The sequence below is a fragment of the Actinorugispora endophytica genome, from assembly GCF_004363075.1.
In the GTDB taxonomy this organism is placed as follows: Bacteria; Actinomycetota; Actinomycetes; order Streptosporangiales; family Streptosporangiaceae; genus Actinorugispora; species Actinorugispora endophytica.
Map to the genome: position 1 here is coordinate 17,196 of NZ_SNYN01000021.1, position 17,658 is coordinate 34,853.

Genomic DNA, 17,658 nt, shown 5'->3' on the forward strand with positions numbered 1-17,658 from the left:
GGCCGCCCGAGCCCCGGACCCCGGGACCGGCGGAAGCGCCGGCCCGGTGCGGGGAGGGAGCGGGGATGAGCGGCCGGGGCGCGGGGCGCGGGTGGGTACGGCGAGTGAGCGCCTCGCTGGCGGGGGCCGCGCTGCTCATAAGCGTCGTCACCGTCTTCGCGCGGGTCGCCGGGTTCGGCCGGACCCTCGTCTTCTCCCAGACGGTCGGGGAGAACTGCCTGGGCACCGCCTACGTCACCGCCAACCAGCTGCCGACCGTCCTGTTCGAGGTCGTCATCGGCGGCGCCCTGTCGGGGATGGTCGTCCCGGTTCTGGCGACCGCCGCCAGCCGGGGCGACGCCGGGCAGGTGCGCCGCACCGCCTCGGCGCTCGTCACCTGGGTGGTACTGGCCGCCGTCCCGCTGAGCCTGCTCCTGGCGGCCGCGTCCGCCCCGGCCGCCCTGCTCCTGCTGTCCGGGACGCGGGGGTGCGACAGCGCCGACCTGCTGGCGCTCGCGACGCGCTTCCTGGTGGTCTTCGCCCCGCAGATCCTCTTCTACGGTCTGGCCGCGGTGCTGTACGGCGTCCTCCAGGCGCACCGCCGCTTCCTCGCGCCGGCACTGGCCCCTCTGGTGTCCAGCCTCGTGGTCATCGCCGCCTACGTCGCCTTCGTGCCCCTGAGCGGGGGGCGGGCCGACGACATCGGCGCCCTGCCCGCCGCCGCGGAGCTCACCCTGTCCCTGGGCACCACCGCGGGGGTGGCCGCGCTGTTCCTCACCGCGCTCGTGCCCGTCGCCCGGCTGCGCCTGGGGCTGCGCCCCACCCTGTCCTTCCCGCCCGGCATCGCCCGCCGGGCGCGCTCCCTGGCGGTGGCCGCGCTGCTCCCGCTGGTCGCCATGCAGCTGAGCCTGCTGCTGTCGATGTGGCTGGCCAACAACGGGGGCGGCGGAGGCACGGGGGTGTTGTACAGCTACGCCTGGGCCCTGTTCACCCTGCCCTACGGGATCGTCGCGGTCCCCATCGCGACCAGCGCCTTCACCGCGTTGTCGGTGCACCACGGCGAGCGGGAGCAGGGGGCCTTCGACCGGGTGCTCTCGACGGGGGTCCGCGCCTGCCTCATCGCGACCGCGGGGCCCGCCGCCGCGCTCGCCGCGGCGGCCTTCCCGCTGTCACTGGTGTTCGCCGGGGAGACGGCTCCGCAGCTGGCCCGGGCGCTGCCCGCCTACGCTCCCGGGATCGTCGCCTTCGGGACGGCCGCCCTGCTCAGCAGGGCGCTGTACGCCTCCCACCACGGCAGGGCCGCGGCCCTGGCCCAGGTCGCGGGCTGGCTGGCGGTGACGGTCGGCTCCGTGGCCGGCGTCGCGCTCGCCCCGCCCGGCTGGACGGTCGCCGCGCTGGGAGCGGGCACCTCGCTGGGGCTGGGGATCGGCGCGCTGCTGCTGGTCGCGGCGGTGCTGCGCGCGCGGGGGCGGTCCGCCTTCGCCGCCGCGGGCCGGACCGTCGCGGCCTGCGCGCTCGGCACGGGGCTGGGGTACGCGTGCGGGGCGGGCGTCGCCGCTCTGGCGCCCACCGGTTCGACACCGGCGGCCGCGGGGGCGGCGGTGCTCAGCGGGACCGCCGCGTTGGCGGGATACGGACTGGCCGTCGCGCTGATCGACTCCAAGGCGCTGCGCGCGGCCCTGACGCGCCGGATCGGCGGCGCGTCCACCGACGAGGGGAGAACGGGTTGAACGGGTTGCGCGTCGCGCTGACACTGGCCACCAGCGGCGGGGGCGTGGGCAACCACGTGCGTTCGCTGTGCGCCGGGCTGGTCGGGCGAGGCCACCGGGTCGTGGTCGTCGGACCGGCCTCGACCGAGGAGCGGTTCGGCTTCACCGCGGCGGGGGCGCGCTTCGCCCCTCTGGAGGTGGGGGGCCGGCCGAGCCCCTTCGCCGACGCCGCGGCGCTGGTACGGCTGCGCGGCCTTCTCAGGGGCGCCGACGTCGTGCACGCGCACGGGGTGCGCGCCGGCGCGCTGGCGGCGCTGGCCCGGCCCTCCGCGCCGCTCGCGGCCACCCTGCACAACGCTCCCCCCTCGGGGAGCGGGGCCGACGCGCTGCTGTTCGGCCTGCTCGAACGCGTTCTGGTGCGCCGCGCCGATCTGGTCCTGGGGGTCTCCGGCGACCTGGTGGAGCGGATGCGCGCGCGCGGTGCGCGGCGGACCGGGCGGGCGCTGGTGCCCGCTCCGGCCATGGCCTCCTCCGGCCGGGACCCGGCCGAGCTGCGCGCCGAACTGGGTGTCGAGCCGGGTCGGCCGCTGCTGGTGACCGTGGCCCGGCTGGCCGGGCAGAAGGGGCTGCCGGTCCTGCTGGACGCGGCGGGGCGCTGGGCGGCGCGCACCCCGCCGCCGCTGGTGGCGGTCGCCGGGGACGGGCCCCTGCACGGGCGGCTCGCGACGCGGATCTCCGCGGGCTCCCTGCCGGTGCGCCTGCTCGGACGTAGGACGGACGTCGCCGACCTGCTCGCCGCGGCCGACGTGTTCGTGCTGGCGAGCGTGTGGGAGGGCCAGCCCCTGGTGATCCAGGAGGCCCTGCGTGCCGGGCTGCCCGTTGTGGCCACCGATGTGGGCGGGGTCCCGGACCTGGTGGGGGACGCCGCGCTCCTGGTGCCCTACGGCGACCCCGCCGCGCTGGCCGACGGAGTGGCGCGGATCCTCGACGACGGCGCGCTCGCCGCCCGGATGCGGGTCCGCGCCCGCGCGGCTGCCGGGGCGCTCCCCGTTCCGGGGGACGACGCCGACCAGGTCCTGGACCTCTACGCGGAGGTCCTGTCCGGCAGTCACCCAAGGTGAGGTGAAGGTCACCGAACAGTCGGACGAAATGACGGCACCGGTGGTTCTCCCCACACCGGATCGATGGCATCATGGACCCGGATGTGAGAGACGCTCGGAATATTTTCGAGTCGGTCTCGTTTCATCATGCGGCAGGGGAGTATCCCTTCGCGGCGGTGCCGTCATCACGGAGCGCAAAGGCGCGTTCCCGGTTCCGTCGGTCCACCGGTTTCCGGGGGGCGGGAGAGACCTCCGGTTAGTCGTCGTGCCCGCAAAATGCGCGCGGTCACCATAACCGGAGGAGAGTTCCTCGTCATGGACGTACCCCTGTGGGTCTGGATCGCCACCATCGTCGGCATCCTCGCGGTCCTCGCCATCGACCTGGCGATCGTGGACCGCCCGTGGAGCAAGAAGCACCAGCCCACGGAGTTCAGCATGAAACAGGCCGGCTGGTGGTCGGCCTTCTACATCATCCTCGCGATCCTCTTCGGACTCGGGATCTGGTACGTCGAGGGCGGGGCGAAGGCGAGCGAGTACTTCGCCGGATACGTCACCGAGAAGAGCCTGAGCGTCGACAACCTCTTCGTCTTCTACCTGATCCTCACCTCCTTCGCGGTGCCCAAGAAGTACCAGCACGAGGTGCTGCTGGTCGGCATCATGCTGGCGCTGGTCATGAGAGGCGTCTTCATCGCGATCGGCGCCCAGGCCATCAACGCCTGGAGCGAGGTCTTCTACCTCTTCGGCGCCTTCCTCATCTACACCGCGATCAAGATCGTCCGGGACCACGTCAAGGGCGAGAGCGAAGAGGACGACGACTACACCAACAGCTTCGCGGTGCGCATGGTCAAGAAGGTCTGGCCGGTCACCGACGACTACCACGGATCGCACCTGACCGTGAAGAAGGACGGGCGCCGCCACGTCACCCCGATGCTCATGGTCATCGTCGCCATCGGCGTCACCGACCTGGTCTTCGCCGTCGACTCCATCCCGGCGATCTTCGGCCTCACCCAGGACGCCTACATCGTCTTCACCGCCAACGCCTTCGCGCTGCTGGGCCTGCGCGTCCTGTACTTCCTGCTGGCGGGGCTGATGGACAAGCTGTCCTACATCAGCTGGGGCCTGGCCGCGATCATGGTGTTCATCGGCGTCAAGATGCTGCTGCACGCGCTGCACGAGAACGGCGTGCACGTGGTGGAGATCAGCACCGGCCTGTCCCTGACCGTCATCCTGGGCGTGATGACCGTGACAATCGTGGCCAGCGTGATCAAGGCCCGCTCCGACGCCAAGCGCCTGAAGGCGCAGGAGGAGACCGTGGGGACGGCCTCCGTCGAGTAGGCCGGTCGGGGGCGCGGTTCCCCGGAGGCCGAAGGCGCGGGGTTCCTCACGGGAACAGGCCGATAATCGAACATCCGTACGTCTACAATGAGGGTCCCGGTCGGAATGCGGCCGGGGCCCTCGTGGTTACCGTGGAGAGGCGCGGCCTCCGGCGGGCGGCCTCCCGGCCGCCGCCGAGACCGGGCGACACGCCCCGTCCCGCGCCCTCACCGCCGGGACCGCCGCGGCCGGCGTCCGGTGACGAGCGGACCCCTCTTCGCGCGGTACGAGAGCACACCCCAGTTGACGAGGAAGGATGGAGCGCATCGGCGTTCCGGCGCAGAGCCGGGGGCGCCCGCGCGAATAGACATGGCCGATCAGCTGGTGATCCGCGGTGCCCGCGAGCACAACCTCAAGAACGTCTCGCTGGACCTGCCCCGCGACTCGATGATCGTGTTCACCGGGCTGTCCGGTTCGGGCAAGTCCTCGCTGGCCTTCGACACCATCTTCGCCGAGGGCCAGCGGCGCTACGTCGAGTCGCTCTCGGCTTACGCCCGCCAGTTCCTCGGGCAGATGGACAAGCCCGACGTCGACTTCATCGAGGGCCTGTCCCCCGCGGTGTCCATCGACCAGAAGTCCACCAGCCGCAACCCGCGCTCCACCGTCGGCACCATCACCGAGGTGTACGACTACCTGCGGCTGCTGTGGGCGCGCATCGGGAAGCCGCACTGCCCCGAGTGCGGGCGCCAGATCGCCCGGCAGACCCCGCAGCAGATCGTGGACCGGGTCATGGAGCTGCCCGAGGGCACCCGCTTCCAGGTGCTGGCCCCCGTGGTGCGCGGCCGCAAGGGCGAGTACACCGAGCTGTTCAAGGACCTGCAGACCAAGGGCTTCACCCGTGCCCGGGTCGACGGCGCCCTGGTGCGCCTGGACGAGGCGCCCGCGCTCAAGAAGCAGGAGAAGCACGACGTCGCCGTCGTCGTGGACCGGCTCAGCGTCAAGGAGTCGGCGCGCAAGCGCCTCACCGACTCGGTGGAGACCGCGCTGCCGCTGGCCGCGGGCACCATCCTGCTGGAGTTCGTGGACCTGCCCGAGGACGACCCCGAGCGCGAGCGGATCTACTCCGAGCACCTGTACTGCCCCTACGACGACCTCTCCTTCGAGGAGCTGGAGCCGCGCTCCTTCTCCTTCAACTCGCCCTACGGCGCGTGCCCCGAGTGCGCGGGCCTGGGCACCCGCATGGAGGTCGACCCCGAGCTCCTGGTGCCGGACCCGGCCAAGACCCTCAACGAGGGCGCCATCGCGCCCTGGAGCGGCGGGAACCCCAGCGAGTACTTCACGCGGCTCGTCCAGGCCCTGGGCGAGGCGGTCGGCTTCGACCTGGACACCCCCTGGGAGAAGCTGCCCAAGGCGGCGCGCAAGGCGCTGCTGCACGGGCACGACACCCAGGTGCACGTGAGCTACAGCAACCGGTACGGGCGTCAGCGCTCCTACTACACCGACTTCGAGGGCGTCCTCGGCTGGGTGCGCAGGCGGCACACCGAGAGCGAGAGCGACTTCGTCCGCGACCGCCTCGAGGGCTACATGCGCGTGGTGCCCTGCCCGAAGTGCGACGGCACCCGGCTCAAGCCGGTCGTGCTGGCGGTGACCGTCGCGGGCCGCTCCATCGCCGAGGTCAGCGCGATGCCGCTGAACGAGTGCGCGGAGTTCCTCGGGGCCCTGGAGCTCTCCGAACGGGACCGCGCCATCGCCGCCCAGGTGCTCAAGGAGATCAACGCCCGGCTCGGCTTCCTGCTGGACGTGGGCCTGGACTACCTCAACCTGGGGCGGGCCTCCGGGACGCTGTCCGGCGGCGAGGCCCAGCGCATCCGGCTGGCCACGCAGATCGGATCCGGACTGGTGGGGGTGCTCTACGTCCTGGACGAACCCTCGATCGGCCTGCACCAGCGCGACAACTTCCGCCTGCTGGAGACCCTTGAGCGGCTCCGGGACATCGGCAACACCCTGATCGTCGTCGAGCACGACGAGGACACCATCCGCGCCGCGGACTGGGTGGTCGACATCGGTCCCGGCGCCGGCGAGCACGGCGGCGAGGTCGTGGTGTCCGGCCCGGTCCAGGAGCTTCTGGACAGCCCCCACTCGTCCACCGGCGAGTACCTCTCGGGCCGGCGCGCCATCAAGGTCCCCGAGAAGCGGCGGCCCCGGGACAGGAACCGCAAGCTGACGGTCAAGGGCGCCCACGAGAACAACCTGCGCGGCCTGGACGTCGACTTCCCGCTCGGCGTGTTCACCGCCGTCACGGGCGTGTCCGGCTCGGGCAAGTCCACCCTGGTCAACGAGATCCTGTACAAGGCGCTGGCCAAGGAGCTCAACGGAGCCCGCGCGGTGCCGGGGCGGCACACCCGGGTCAACGGGATGAGCCAGCTCGACAAGGTCGTGCACGTGGACCAGAGCCCGATCGGGCGCACCCCGCGTTCCAACCCGGCCACCTACACCGGCGTGTTCGACCACATCCGCAAGCTGTTCGCGCAGACCGCCGAGGCCAAGGTGCGCGGCTACCAGCAGGGCCGGTTCTCCTTCAACGTCAAGGGAGGCCGCTGCGAGGCGTGCGCGGGCGACGGCACGATCAAGATCGAGATGCAGTTCCTGCCGGACGTCTACGTGCCGTGCGAGATCTGCCACGGCGCCCGGTACAACCGCGAGACGCTCGACGTGCACTACAAGGGCAGGACCATCGCGGACGTGCTGAACATGCCGATCGAGGAGGCGCTCGAGTTCTTCGAACCGATCAACGCGATCCGCCGGCACATGCAGACTCTCAACGACGTGGGCCTGGGCTACGTGCGGCTCGGCCAGCCCGCCACGACCCTGTCGGGCGGCGAGGCCCAGCGCGTGAAGCTCGCCTCGGAGCTGCAGCGCCGCTCCACCGGGCGCACCGCCTACGTGCTGGACGAGCCCACCACCGGCCTGCACTTCGCCGACATCGAGAAGTTGCTGGGCGTGCTCGGCCGTCTGGTGGACACGGGGAACACCGTCATCGTCATCGAGCACAACCTCGACGTCATCAAGACCGCCGACTACCTCATCGACATGGGGCCCGAGGGCGGAGCGCGCGGCGGCACGGTCCTGGCCACGGGCACCCCCGAGGAGGTCGCCGAGGTCCCCGAGAGCTACACGGGCCGGTTCCTGAGCAAGATCCTCGCCCAGGGCGTGTAGTCGGTCGGCCCGGGGCGCTCGGATAGCGTGGGCGGGCCAGGACGACGACAGGAGACGGGAGCCCCGTGAACGACACCCCCGCCGCCGGCGCCGTGCCCGCTCCGTTGACGCGGCGGGTTCTCGCGAGGCTGGTGGACGTGCTGGTCCTGGCGGGGATCAGCCTGCTCGTCAACGCGGCGCTGGTCCCCCTGGCGCCGGGGGAGCCGCCCGCTCCGGGCGGGGGCGGTGTGTTCGGCGTCGTGGCGGCGGTGCTGACGTTCGCCGCCTACCTCGCCTATGAGGTGGGACTCACCCTGGCGCACGGCGGCACTCCCGGCAAGCGGCTGCTCGGCCTTCGGCTGGCGCCGGTCGCGGCGGGGGAGGACCGCCCCGGCGCCGCGGCGGTCCTCCGGCGGTCGGCCGTGCTGTACGCGTCGGTGCTGCTGGCGCCGGTCCCGCTGGTGAACGTGGTGGCGCTGGGGGTGTCGGTCTTCGCGGTGGTCTCGGCGGTCATGGACCGTCCGGCGGGGCGCGGACTGCACGACCGGCTCGGCGGCAGCGTCGTTGTTGGCGAGCGCCCCGAGTCGGTATCGTCGTAACCGGCCGCCGGAGGCGGGGCCGCAGGTCTCCGGCCGCCCGCGCCGGCGCCCCGCCGCGGGCGGCCGAACCCGGCCCGGGCGGTTCCCACAACACTGCCTGCCGGGCGTTCTCCGCGCGGAGCCCGCCGGCACAGGAGGTCTGTTCTTCGATGAGTCTCCCACCGCCCTGGAACCCCGAACACGGCCAGGGGGGTCAGTGGCAGGGCGGTCCGACGGAGGGCGGACCGCGTCCGCCCGTCCAGGGGCCGCCGCCGATCCGGACCGGCGTATTCCAGCCGCCGCCCTACCAGCAGCCCCGCCCGGCGCCCGTGCCGCTTCCGGGCGGGCGCCCCTGGCCGCCACCGCCGCCCGGCGCGAACGGGGGGCACTACCCGCTCGCGGACTGGGGGCAGCGGGCGGGGGCGCGCCTGATCGACACCTGCTTCGTGATCGTGCCGGGGGCGGTGCTGACCTTCGCCGTCTCCATGATCTGGGGCGCGTTCGCGGTCGCCGACGGCAGCGGCCTGTCCTCGGCCTGGGACAGCTCGATGATCATCGCGAGCGTGTGCGCCTTCCTGCTGTGGACGGGCTACGACGCGTTCTGCGTGCACCGGTGGGGGCGCACCCCCGGCAAGACGATCACCAAGATCCTGGTGGTGCCGTTGAGCGGCGAGGGCCGCCCGGCGCGGGTCCCCTTCGACGCGCTGCTGGTCAGAGCGGGGCTCTTCCAGCTCCCGTGGGCGTTCATGTGGGCGCCGCTCTCGGTGCAGTCCCTCCTGGGCATGGTCGCCATGGTCGTGTTCTATTTTCTGCCGCTGTGGGACAGGCCCAACCAGCAGGGCCTGCACGACAAGGTCTCCAGGACCGTGGTCGTGCGGACCGGTTGACGGCTCCCTGGTCGCTCCACCCGGGGACAGGCACTACATTGCGTAGCGTAACCTGTCGAATCGATCAGAAAGCCGTGCAATGACAACGGATCCGTCGTCGTGTGCCTGCCGGATCAGCCGGCGGACGATGTTGACGACCGCGGGGGCAGCGGGAACGGTGGCGCTCACCGCGGGCGCCTGCACCACCGAGGAGAACCGGCCCAAGCCGCAGGACGCGCTGCGCGGTCGGGTGGTGGCCCAGACGACCGACGTCCCCGAGGGCGGCGGGCTGCTGGTGGTCGAGGCGAAGCTCGTGATCACCCAGCCCGCGGCGGGGGAGTACCAGGCGTTCGGCGCGTCGTGCACGCACGGCGGCTGCACCGTCCAGGAGATCACCACCGACATCCACTGCCTCTGCCACGGCAGCAGGTTCGACCTGAACGGCGAGGTCGTCCAGGGACCCGCCACCGAACCGCTGGAGCCGTTCGAGGTGACGGTGGAGGGCACCGACATCACCCTGGTGTGACGTGTGACGCGGTGCCCTCCCGGAAGGCCCGGTCAGTCCTGCGACTCGGCCGTCTCGCGGCCGTCCGAGGGGTTGACCGGGTCGCCCACGTCCACGGGAGGGCGCCGGAACGCCGAGGTCGGCCACAGCGCGGCGTACCTCTCCTCGCCGTCCTCCGCCCCGGTGACCTGGGTGCGGTTGCGCGGCAGCGACTCGGGGAAGTTCTCGCGGATGTAGGTGACCATGTGCTCGCGCAGCTCCACCGTCAGCGTCCAGCGGGCGCTGGAGTCGGCGGTGGTCGCCGTGGCGCGCAGCTCGATCAGCCCCGATTCCAGCACGTCGGTGACGTCGAGCGCCCAGCTGCGGCCGTCCCACAGCGGGTGCCCGGTCACGAACGAGCCGAGCTCGCGGCGCAGCGCCTCCACGGGGACCTCCCAGTCGACCCGGAACACCACCGACCCGGTGATGGCGGTGCCGTGCTTGGTCCAGTTCTCGAACGGGGTGGTGGTGAAGTAGGACACCGGAAGCACCAGGCGCCGCTCGTCCCAGATCCGCACGGTCACGTTGGTGAGGGTCAGCTCCTCGATGCGGCCCCACTCGCCCTCGACGACCACCACGTCGTTGATCCGCAGCGAGTCGCTGAACGCCAGCTGAAGGCCGGCGAACATGTTGCCCAGCGTGGACTGGGCGGCCACACCGGCGACGATGCCGATCAGACCGGCGGACGCCAGGAGCCCGGCGCCCAGCGCGGCCACGGAGGGGAAGGTGAACAGGATCGCCGCCACCGCGAGCAGGCCCAGGACCGTGGCCGCCACCCGGCGCAGCAACCGGACCTGCGTCTGGAGCCTGCGCGAGCGCCGGTCGGCGTCGCCGTTGTGCACCGAGAGCCAGTCCAGCACCGTGTCGGTGATCGCGTAGGCGACGGTCAGCGCGAGCCAGGTCAGCGACGCGATCATCGCGATGCGCATGCCGTGCTGGAAGACCGGATACCAGAACCGGGGGTTCTCGAATCCCCCGGCGTCGGGGATCGCCAGGTTGACGCCCACGACCGCCGCCGCGGCGTAGGCGGAGAGGCGGCACCGCCGCACCAGCGGACCGGCCAGGCTCCAGACCTTGGACAGCTTGTGCGTGAGCAGCCAGTGCACCACCGTGACCAGGAGCACCGAGATCGCGACGGCGATGCCGACCGCGATCCAGTTGCCGAGTGACATCACGGGAGAAGCCTCCTCAAGGGGGTCGGGAAAAGTCGGTTCAAGCGTCGGTACGCACAACCTAGGGCATCGCTATACCGAACCGTGACGTTTCGAGGGTGAAGAACCGCATGTGTCGGGGCCGCGGGGACGCCGGTGGAAACGCGGCCGACTCGTCGGCGGTCCGCGCAGCGAAGACGTCAGTGCGGAGCCTCTGGCGCGGGGGCGGTTCGGGCTCTGCGGGTCCGCGGTCCTCCCCAGGGGTCCTGCTCGATGATCGTGACGCCGGCGTTCCACTATGTCCGTTTCGTAGAACGCTGACGTCAAGATCATCAATGAAATCCTCGCACAACGGATATGATGGGCGCGTCCTCGGCCCGCGCCCGCCGGCCTGTGAGGCCACCGGCATCCCGCCGCGCCGGCCACTGTCGTCTCTGCCACGCGGTGTCCGGGTGCGGACAGTCTCATGCGACGACCACAATGGGACCATGACCGCCCGACCGAACCTGCGCCCCACGCCCGGATCGATCCCCACGGACCCGGGGGTCTACCGGTTCCGGGACGAGCACGGCCGCGTGATCTACGTCGGCAAGGCCAAGAACCTGCGCGCGCGGCTGTCCTCCTACTTCCAGGACTTCGCCGCGCTGCACCCGCGCACCCAGACGATGGTCTCCACGGCCGCCGACGTCGACTGGACCGTGGTCGGCACCGAGGTCGAGGCGCTGCAGCTGGAGTACTCCTGGATCAAGGAGTACGACCCGCGCTTCAACGTCCGCTACCGCGACGACAAGAGCTACCCGTACCTGGCGATCACCCTCGACGAGGAGTTCCCCCGGGTGCAGGTGATGCGCGGCAGCAGACGCAAGGGGGCGCGCTACTTCGGTCCCTACTCGCACGCCTGGGCCATCCGCGACACCGTGGACCTGCTGCTGCGCGTCTTCCCGGTGCGGACCTGCTCGGCGGGCGTGTTCAAGCGGGCCCGCTCCAGCGGCCGGCCCTGCCTGCTCGGCTACATCGACAAGTGCGCCGCGCCGTGCGTGGGCCGGGTGTCCCCGGCCCAGCACCGCGCGCTCGCCGAGGACTTCTGTTCCTTCATGGCCGGTGAGACCGGCCGCTTCATCAGGACGCTGGAGGCCGACATGCGCGCGGCGGCCGAGGAGCAGGAGTACGAGCGCGCGGGACGCATCCGCGACGACGTCCAGGCGCTGCGCACGGCCCTGGAGAAGCAGGCGGTGGTCCTGGGCGACGGCACCGACTGCGACGTCATCGCCTTCGCCGAGGACCCGCTGGAGGCCGCGGCCAAGGTGTTCTACGTGCGCGACGGCCGCGTCCGCGGGGAGCGGGGCTGGGTGGTCGACAAGGTCGACGACGTCTCCACCGGCGAGCTCGTCGAGCAGTTCCTCTCCCAGACCTACGGCGGAACCGAGTCCGGCGGACAGGGCTCGGGCGGCGCGGCCGCGGTCATCCCGCGCGAGGTCCTGGTCTCGGCCCCGCCCGCCGACCACGCGGCCGTCACCGCCTGGCTGTCGGAACGGCGCGGGTCGGCCGTGGACGTGCGCGTCCCCCGGCGCGGGGACAAGCGCGTCCTGCTGGAGACCGTCGCCAAGAACGCCGAGCAGACCCTGGCCCGGCACAAGACCCAGCGCGCCGGGGACCTCACCACCCGCTCCAAGGCGCTCGCCGAGATCGCCGACGCGCTCGCCCTGGAGGCCGCCCCCCTGCGCATCGAGTGCTACGACGTCTCCAACCTGCAGGGCCGGCACGTGGTGGCGTCCATGGTGGTGTTCGAGGACGGGCTGGCGCGCAAGTCCGAGTACCGCCGGTTCAGCATCCGGGGCAGCGGGACCGGCGGGGCCGAGCAGAACGACGTCGCCGCGATGCACGAGGTCATCACGCGTCGCTTCACCCGTTACCTGGAGGAGAGCCAGCGTTCGGGCGAACTCGACATGCTGGGTGAGGGAACCGAGGCGGACCGGGAGCCCGGCGTCCCGGCGGCACCCGCGAAGTTCGCCTACCCGCCCAACCTGGTCGTCGTCGACGGCGGGCGGCCCCAGGTCCTGGCCGCGCGCCGGGCGCTGGGCGAGCTGGGCGTCGAGGACGTCGCGGTGTGCGGGCTGGCCAAGCGGCTGGAGGAGGTGTGGCTGCCCGACGACGAGGACCCCGTCATCCTGCCGCGCGCCAGCGAGGGCCTCTACCTGCTGCAGCGTGTCCGGGACGAGGCACACCGGTTCGCCATCTCCTACCATCGCAGGAAGCGGGCCAAGGCGCTCACCACCAGCGCGCTCGACGACGTCCCGGGGCTGGGTCCCACCCGTCGCGCGGCGCTGATCAGGCACTTCGGGTCGGTCAAGCGCCTGGCCGCGGCCACCGTCGCCGAGATCGCCGAGGTCCCCGGGATAGGGACGCGAACCGCGGAGACCGTCCACGCGCGACTCACCGGCACCGGCGACACCGGGGGCACGGGCGCGCACCACTCACCAGACGAGGGCGAGCGAAACAATGGGGGATGACCACGTGACCAATCCGGGAGGCGAACTCCCGCCGGAGATCGTCATCGTGACGGGAATGTCGGGAGCCGGGCGCAGCACCGCCGCGCGGGCACTGGAGGATCTGGACTGGTTCGTCGTCGACAACCTGCCGCCGGGACTGCTGCCCACCATGATCGATCTCGCCGGGCGCACCCACGGAGCGGTGCCCCGGGTGGCCGCGGTCGTGGACGTGCGCAGCATGGCCTTCACCCAGGACCTGCTGTCCACCGCCGAGGAGCTGCGCGGCCGCGGCATCGCCGCGCGCGTGGTGTTCCTCGAGGCCAGCGACGAGACGCTGGTGCGCCGCTTCGAGAGCGTGCGCCGCCCGCACCCCCTCCAGGGGGACGGCCGGCTGACCGACGGCATCTCCCGCGAACGCGAACTGCTGCGCGCGGTCCGCGGCGAGGCCGACCTGGTCATCGACACCTCCCAGCTCAACGTGCACCAGCTCAAGGCCAAGATGGTGGGCTTCTTCGGGGAGTCCAAGGAGGCCCACCTGCGGGCCAACGTCGTCTCCTTCGGCTTCAAGCACGGCCTGCCCGTGGACGCGGACCTCGTCGTCGACTGCCGCTTCCTGCCCAACCCGCACTGGGTGCCGGACCTGCGCCCGATGAGCGGGCGGGACGAGCCGGTCCGCGACTACGTGCTGGCCCAGCGCGGCGCCAAGGAGCTGCTGGACTCCTACACCGAGGTGCTGCGCCTGCTCATCGCCGGGTACCTCCGCGAGGGCAAGCACTACATGACGCTCGCGGTGGGGTGCACCGGCGGCAGGCACCGCAGCGTCGCCATGTCCGAGCAGCTCGCCGGGCGCCTGCGCGAGGAGGGCGTGGAGGTGAACATCATCCACCGCGACCTGGAACGCGAGTAGGCCGCCTCCCGGATCGCTCCGGGACAGCGGTCCCCGGGACGGCGGCGGGATCCGCCGTCCCGGGGATCCGTCGTACACACCTCCGGGGCCGCCGCGGCCCCGCCAACGACGCCCCGGGCCGCCAGGCCGGGGAGAAGGAGATGCGCGGACGCCGATGTCGGGTTACGAGGAGGACGCTTCGAGGAGGCGGGGAGCGGACGGGGACGTCCCCCCACCGCCGCGGGTGGTCGCGTTGGGCGGGGGGCACGGGCTGTACTCCTCGTTGTCCGCGCTGCGCCGGGTGACCACCGACGTCACCGCGGTGGTGACGGTGGCCGACGACGGTGGTTCCAGCGGGCGGCTGCGCCGGGAGCTGGGCGTCCTCCCCCCCGGGGACCTGCGCATGGCGCTGGCCGCGCTGTGCGGTGACGACGAGTGGGGCAGCACCTGGACCGAGGTCGTGCAGCACCGCTTCCGCTCCGAGGGCGAACTGCACGGGCACGCCGTGGGGAACCTGCTCATCGTGGCGTTGTGGGAGCTGCTGGGCGACTCCGTCGCCGGGCTGGACTGGGTCGGGCAGCTGCTCGGCGCGCACGGCCGGGTGCTGCCGATGTCCTCGGTCCCGCTCGACATCGTCGCGGAGGTCGAGGGCGCCGACCCCGCCCGCCCCGACGAGGTGGTGACCGTGCGCGGCCAGGTGGCGTGCGCCAGCACCCGAGGCCGGGTGCGCTCCATCTCGCTGATCCCCGACCAGCCGCCGGTGCCCGGCCAGGTGCTCAGGGCCGTGCGCGAGGCCGACTGGGTGGTGTTCGGCCCCGGGTCCTGGTTCACCAGCGTGCTCCCGCACCTGCTCGTCCCCGATCTGGCGAGGGCGCTGGTGGCCACCAGCGCCCGCCGGGTGGTCGTGCTCAACCTCTCCCCCCAGCGCGGGGAGACCGACGACTTCGCCGCGCACACCTACCTGGAGGTCCTGGCCGGGCACGCGCCGGAGCTGGGCGTGGACGTGGTGCTGGCCGACCGCAAGGGCGTGGAGGACGCGGTCCGGCTCGAACGCGTGGCCGGGGGCCTGGGCGCGGAACTGGTGCTGGACGACCTGGCCGTCGCGGACGGGACGCCCCGGCACGACCCGGAGCGGCTCGCGGCCGCCTTCGACCGGATCCTCCTCGGCTGACGACGGGGTCCGGGAGGTGGGCAGGGCCCCGCGGAGCACGCGGCGCGACTCGCCGGATCGGGCGGGGACATCGGACACACGCGCGCGGGGGCGTGGCGTTCGGGGAACGGGCAAGTAGTCTGCCACGAGGGCGCCGTTTTCCGGCGGCGTCCTCGCGTGCGTTCTACAGGGGGAGGGACCGCATCCATGGCGATGACCGGTGTGGTGAAGGACGAGCTGAGCCGGCTGACCGTTCTCAAGCCATGCTGCCGCAAAGCGGAGGTCTCCACGATCTTGCGCTTCACCGGTGGACTGCACCTGGTCAGCGGCCGCATCGTGATCGAGGCCGAACTCGACACCGGGGCGGCCGCGCGCCGACTGCGCAAGGACATCTCCGAGGTCTTCGGACACGAGTCCGAGGTGGTGGTGCTCGCGCCCAGCGGGCTGCGCAAGGGCAACCGCTACGTGGTCCGGGTGATCAAGGACGGCGAGAGCCTGGCCCGCCAGACGGGGCTGGTCGACGGCAACGGCCGCCCCGTGCGCGGGCTGCCCCGGCACGTGGTCGCGGGTGGGGCGTGCGACGCCGAGTCCGCGTGGCGCGGCGCCTTCATCGCGCACGGCTCGCTCACGGAGCCGGGCCGGTCCATGTCCCTGGAGGTCACCTGCCCGGGCCCCGAGGCGGCGCTGGCCCTGGTGGGGGCGGCGCGCCGCCTCAAGGTGCACGCGAAGGCGCGCGAGGTGCGCGGCGTGGACCGGGTGGTGGTGCGCGACGGCGACTCCATCGGCGCGCTGCTGACCCTGCTGGGAGCCCACCAGAGCGTGCTGGCCTGGGAGGAGCGCCGGATGCGGCGCGAGGTGCGGGCCACCGCGAACCGGCTGGCCAACTTCGACGACGCCAACCTCCGGCGCAGCGCCCGCGCCGCGGTCGCGGCGGGCGCCCGGGTCGAGCGGGCCCTGGAGATCCTCGCCGAGGACGCGCCCGAGCACCTGGTCGCCGCGGGGAGGCTGCGCCTGGCGCACAAGCAGGCGTCCCTGGAGGAGCTCGGGCAGCTCTCCGACCCGCCGCTGACCAAGGACGCCATCGCCGGGAGGATCCGCCGGCTGCTGGCGATGGCCGACAAGCGAGCAGCGGATCTGGGTGTCCCCAACACCGAGGCCAGCCTGACCCCCGACATGCTCGTGCCGTGATGTGGTGTGAGCCGCGCCGCGGGAAAAATACTGCGGAAGGTCCCGAAGCGGACGGAACGGCCGTCGCGGCGGGGCAGGGCCGGACACGGTGCGCGACAGGTGCCGGTGAACACTCGCCCGTTTCCCGTTAATGCGTCCGTAATGAACTGTGAATGGGGGGCCGGGGTCGCCCACGCTTTCACGAACTGCGGAAACAGGGGATCCGGGTCGGAAAAAATACGGTGTAATGGTCTACACCTGTAGTACGTAAAGGTGCCAGTATTGGTATCGAAGAGACGGACCGGGTGCCGTGGCCGACTCGGCCCCGGCGGCTGCGGGCGCAGACGATAGGCTCGTCTTGAACCCAACGCACTGTTTCCGTGATCCGGCGCGTGTTGCGTCGGAACCAGCGTCGACGACGCATACAACACGTGAGGAGAATGGTTTCCGTGACCATCCGTGTAGGCGTGAACGGCTTCGGGCGAATCGGCCGCAACTTCTGGCGCGCGGTCCAGGCCGCGGAGGGCAACGACGTCGAGATCGTCGCCGTCAACGACCTCACCGACAAGGCGACCCTCGCCCACCTGCTCAAGTACGACTCCATCCTGGGCACCCTGCCCGGCGAGGTGGAGGTCGGCGAGGACAGCATCAAGGTCGGCGGCAAGAGCATCAAGGCCCTCGCCCAGCGCGACCCCGCCCAGCTGCCCTGGGGCGACCTGGGCGTGGACGTGGTCGTCGAGTCCACCGGCTTCTTCACCAAGGCCGAGGACGCCAAGAAGCACATCGCCGCCGGCGCCAAGAAGGTCATCATCTCCGCCCCGGCCAAGGGCGAGGACCTGACCGTCGTCATGGGCGTCAACGACGACAAGTACGACCCGGCCAGCCACCACGTGCTGTCCAACGCCTCCTGCACCACCAACTGCGTGGCGCCGATGGCCAAGACGCTGCTGGAGAACTTCGGCATCGTCAAGGGCCTCATGACCACGGTCCACGCGTACACCAACGACCAGGTCATCCTCGACTTCCCGCACAAGGACCTGCGTCGCGCCCGCGCCGCCGCCCAGAACATCATCCCCACCACCACCGGTGCCGCCAAGGCCACCGCGCTGGTGCTGCCGGAGCTGCAGGGCAAGCTCGACGGCATCGCCATGCGCGTGCCGGTCCCCGACGGCTCCGTCACCGACCTGGTCGTGACCCTGGACCGCGAGGTCACCAAGGAAGAGGTCAACGCCGCGTTCAAGGCCGCGGCCGAGGGCCCCCTCAAGGACCTGCTGGTCTACACCGAGGACCCGATCGTCTCCTCCGACATCGTCGGCGCCCCGGCCTCCTGCACCTTCGACGCCAGCCTCACCATGGCCTTCGGCAACCAGGTCAAGGTCATCGGCTGGTACGACAACGAGTGGGGCTACTCCAACCGCCTCGTGGACCTGGCCAAGCTGGTCGGCTCCAACCTCTGACACGCCGCCCACGGCAACGGCGACGCCCTTCTGACCGGCCCCGACGGCCGGACGGAGGGCGTCGCCGCCCATG

General features: G+C 72.0%; 13 protein-coding genes. 12 read left to right on the forward strand and 1 reads right to left on the reverse strand.

The features are described from left to right. Nucleotides 1-65: 65 nt before the first annotated feature. The 7 genes from murJ (at nucleotide 66) to EV190_RS18815 (ending at nucleotide 9,267) form a co-directional block, all read left to right on the forward strand. Nucleotides 66-1,709 carry a murein biosynthesis integral membrane protein MurJ gene (murJ, locus tag EV190_RS18780; RefSeq protein ID WP_133742910.1) on the forward strand — a complete coding sequence of 548 codons (1,644 nt, stop codon included), beginning with the start codon at nucleotides 66-68 and terminating at the stop codon, nucleotides 1,707-1,709. After that, nucleotides 1,706-2,809, forward strand: a complete 1,104-nt coding sequence (locus EV190_RS18785) for a glycosyltransferase family 4 protein (RefSeq protein WP_243742668.1) — start codon at nucleotides 1,706-1,708, stop codon at nucleotides 2,807-2,809. Before murJ ends, EV190_RS18785 begins: the two co-directional genes overlap by 4 nt. 294 nt (nucleotides 2,810-3,103) lie before the next feature. After that, nucleotides 3,104-4,123: a TerC family protein gene (locus EV190_RS18790; protein ID WP_133742911.1), complete on the forward strand. Its 1,020-nt coding sequence runs from the start codon at nucleotides 3,104-3,106 to the stop codon at nucleotides 4,121-4,123. Nucleotides 4,124-4,471: 348 nt separating this feature from the next. Beyond that, nucleotides 4,472-7,318 (forward strand): excinuclease ABC subunit UvrA, encoded by a 2,847-nt coding sequence (gene uvrA / locus EV190_RS18800; protein ID WP_133742912.1) that lies wholly within the window; start codon nucleotides 4,472-4,474, stop codon nucleotides 7,316-7,318. Between the two features lie 65 nt (nucleotides 7,319-7,383). Next, nucleotides 7,384-7,896 (forward strand): RDD family protein, encoded by a 513-nt coding sequence (locus tag EV190_RS18805; RefSeq protein ID WP_243742669.1) that lies wholly within the window; start codon nucleotides 7,384-7,386, stop codon nucleotides 7,894-7,896. A gap of 149 nt (nucleotides 7,897-8,045) precedes the next feature. Further along, nucleotides 8,046-8,762 (forward strand): RDD family protein, encoded by a 717-nt coding sequence (locus EV190_RS18810; RefSeq protein ID WP_133742913.1) that lies wholly within the window; start codon nucleotides 8,046-8,048, stop codon nucleotides 8,760-8,762. 127 nt (nucleotides 8,763-8,889) lie between these two features. After that, complete coding sequence (locus tag EV190_RS18815; protein ID WP_208113237.1) at nucleotides 8,890-9,267, forward strand: Rieske (2Fe-2S) protein; 378 nt, start codon at nucleotides 8,890-8,892, stop codon at nucleotides 9,265-9,267. A gap of 32 nt (nucleotides 9,268-9,299) precedes the next feature. Here the strand turns inward: EV190_RS18815 and EV190_RS18820 are convergent, their stop codons facing one another. After that, complete coding sequence (locus EV190_RS18820; protein ID WP_133742914.1) at nucleotides 9,300-10,457, reverse strand: mechanosensitive ion channel family protein; 1,158 nt, start codon at nucleotides 10,455-10,457, stop codon at nucleotides 9,300-9,302. Between the two features lie 467 nt (nucleotides 10,458-10,924). Between EV190_RS18820 and uvrC the strand changes: the two genes are divergently transcribed. The 5 genes from uvrC to gap all read left to right on the forward strand — a co-directional run bounded on the left by uvrC (nucleotide 10,925) and on the right by gap (nucleotide 17,585). After that, the gene (uvrC, locus tag EV190_RS18825) at nucleotides 10,925-12,946 is read left to right on the forward strand and encodes an excinuclease ABC subunit UvrC (protein WP_133742915.1); all 2,022 of its coding nucleotides are present in this window, start codon (nucleotides 10,925-10,927) and stop codon (nucleotides 12,944-12,946) included. Nucleotides 12,947-12,950: 4 nt separating this feature from the next. Further along, nucleotides 12,951-13,832: an RNase adapter RapZ gene (rapZ, locus tag EV190_RS18830; protein WP_279536626.1), complete on the forward strand. Its 882-nt coding sequence runs from the start codon at nucleotides 12,951-12,953 to the stop codon at nucleotides 13,830-13,832. Between the two features lie 154 nt (nucleotides 13,833-13,986). Further along, entirely contained in the window at nucleotides 13,987-14,982 is a 996-nt protein-coding gene (locus EV190_RS18835; RefSeq protein ID WP_133742917.1) for a gluconeogenesis factor YvcK family protein, read from the forward strand. Nucleotides 14,983-15,168: 186 nt separating this feature from the next. Continuing rightward, nucleotides 15,169-16,149, forward strand: a complete 981-nt coding sequence (whiA, locus tag EV190_RS18840) for a DNA-binding protein WhiA (RefSeq protein ID WP_133742918.1) — start codon at nucleotides 15,169-15,171, stop codon at nucleotides 16,147-16,149. 428 nt (nucleotides 16,150-16,577) lie between these two features. Continuing rightward, nucleotides 16,578-17,585, forward strand: a complete 1,008-nt coding sequence (gene gap, locus EV190_RS18845) for a type I glyceraldehyde-3-phosphate dehydrogenase (protein ID WP_133742919.1) — start codon at nucleotides 16,578-16,580, stop codon at nucleotides 17,583-17,585. Nucleotides 17,586-17,658 lie beyond the last annotated feature (73 nt).